This is a genomic window from Kytococcus sp. HMSC28H12, assembly GCF_001816045.1.
Taxonomy (GTDB): Bacteria; Actinomycetota; Actinomycetes; order Actinomycetales; family Dermatophilaceae; genus Kytococcus; species Kytococcus schroeteri.
On record NZ_KV824524.1, the window covers coordinates 1 to 2,030 of the forward strand.

Sequence of the window (2,030 nt, forward strand, 5' to 3'; positions counted from 1 at the left end):
CAAGCACCCACGCTCAACTCCGAAGAGCCCCTTAAAAGGGATGTCGCGCTGCAGCAAATAGTTAACACAAATATCTGCCACCTCTTGGGATGTATGCAGGTCAGAAGAAATATGCACCTTCCACCCCTGCTGCGGCAGGCTGCCCGTATTCCCAATACCCACCCACGGGCCGCTCCGCCAGCGCATTTTCTCGGGTCCCGCTTGGCGGAGATACGGGTAACCCTCGGTCGGCAATTGCTCTAGGCTAGCAAACCATGGGCCGGGTCGCCAAGCGCAGAAAACCGATCTAGCCATCTAACATCCCTCATCCCAAAACCTTCCCTAACATTCGATGAGTGGCGGGCTCCAACGTCCCGCCACTCATCGAATCCGAAGATTGCCCGCAGCATCCACTCCAACTGCTGGAAGCGCTCGCCACGATCGAGTCGTACATCGGGGCCTCGGTCGCCATCATCTGAAGATCCATCAGGGACATTGTGATTCATTTCTGACAGGGCGCAACTCTTGCGCCCTGTCATTCAAGCTACAGTCAAGGAGAATGCGACGCAAGACTCTTCTATAACGTTTTCCCCAAGATGTCTGGCTGCCCTCAGCCCGACAGGCCGTGCACGTGCTGCCTCACCCAGGCGTGCATGGCGACGGCCGCGGCCGCCCCGGCGTTGATCGAGCGCGTCGACCCCAGCTGCTCGATGTGGAGGACCACCTCGCAGCGCTCCTGCACCTCGGGGGTGAGCCCCGGCCCCTCCTGCCCGAAGACCATGACGCACTCGGCCGGCAGCCCGAACCCCTCGATGCCGACGGAGCCGGGCACGTTGTCGATGCCGATCAGCGGCAGCCCGGTCCCCCCGTCGCGCCGGGGAGCGGCCGCCGCCCATTCCGCGAGCGCCGCGGCATCGGGGTGGTGGAGCTCGTGCTGGTAGCGGTCGGTGACCATCGCCCCCCGCCGGTTCCAGCGCCGCCGGCCGACGACGTGGAAGGCCGCCACGTTGAACGCGTTGGCCGTGCGGATGACCGAGCCGATGTTGAAGTCGTGCCCCCAGTTCTCCACCGCCACGTGCAGCCCGGTCCGGCGGGTGTCCAGGTCGGCCACGATCGCCTCGTGCCGCCAGTACCGGTAGGCGTCCACGACGTTGCGGCGGTCCCCCTCACGCAGCAGCTCGGGGTCCAGGTGGGCGGGCAGCTCACCATCGGGGCCCTGCGGCCACGGCCCCACCCAGGGGCCCACCCCCACCTCGCGCTCGACCGGCGCGGTCTCGTCCTCGGGGGAGCTCGGGCGCGTGTCGGTCACGCGGTCATCCTGCCGCAGCGGGCGCCGGACCGGCCGCGCGGGCAGTCTCCTCCTCCTGCCGGCGCAGCCCCCGCGCGATGCCGGGCAGACGCCACCCGGTGACCACCAGTGAGAGCAGCGAGGCGGCGCCCAAGGCGAGGAAGGCCGTGCGTGGGTCCACCAGTCCACCGATCACGGCGCCGATGGACAGGGCGCACACGGTGCCCAGCTTGAGCAACCCGCTGAAGGCCGCCATGACGGCGCCGCGGCGCTCGTCGGGTGTGCTCGTGACCACCACGGTGACGGCACTGGCCACCACGAGCGCCTGCATCACGCCGAGCGCCACCTGCCCGGCCACGTAGAACCCGAAGTGCGGGGCCACGCCGATGCCGAGCAGGGCCACACCACCGATCACCAGGCCCGTCACCAGCGTCCACACGCGCTGGGACGGGGCCAGGATGCGGGCGGTCACCCACGCGCCGGCCACCCCGCCCACGGCGGCGAACGCCTCGCTCAGTCCGTACTGCGTCTCGGAGGCCCCCAGCGGCCCACGCACCAGGAACACCTCGATGACGTTGGACGCCCCCTGGAAGATCATGAAGCAGAACATCACCAGCACCACCGTGCCGGCCGCGGGCACCGACCGCACCGCGGCGATGCTGCGCGAGAGCTGCCCGAAGGGGGTGCGACGCCAGAAGCGTGCCCACGGGCCGGCCTCGTGCGCGGCCCGGCGGGCCTCCTCGCGGGCCTCGGCCAGCAGCGC

At 69.1% G+C, this 2,030-nt stretch carries 4 protein-coding genes; 1 reads left to right on the top strand and 3 read right to left on the bottom strand.

Annotated elements, in window-relative coordinates:
- Nucleotides 1-234, bottom strand: a 234-nt coding sequence (locus HMPREF3099_RS13505) for a class III lanthionine synthetase LanKC N-terminal domain-containing protein (RefSeq protein ID WP_237769795.1), incomplete at its 3' end; no start/stop codon positions are given.
- A 101-nt stretch (nt 235-335) separates the two neighbouring features.
- Here HMPREF3099_RS13505 and HMPREF3099_RS13625 point away from each other — a divergent pair.
- A complete protein-coding gene (locus tag HMPREF3099_RS13625; protein WP_256374422.1) occupies nt 336-458 on the top strand; it encodes a hypothetical protein in 123 nt (40 codons plus the stop codon).
- Nucleotides 459-589: 131 nt separating this feature from the next.
- Here the strand turns inward: HMPREF3099_RS13625 and HMPREF3099_RS07650 are convergent, their stop codons facing one another.
- Both HMPREF3099_RS07650 and HMPREF3099_RS07655 read right to left on the bottom strand, forming a co-directional pair.
- On the bottom strand, nt 590-1,288 hold the full coding sequence (locus tag HMPREF3099_RS07650; RefSeq protein WP_070705434.1) for a TrmH family RNA methyltransferase: 699 nt from the start codon (nt 1,286-1,288) through the stop codon (nt 590-592).
- A gap of 4 nt (nt 1,289-1,292) precedes the next feature.
- The coding region (locus HMPREF3099_RS07655) for an MFS transporter (protein ID WP_141762058.1) at nt 1,293-2,030 on the bottom strand (738 nt) is incomplete at its 5' end.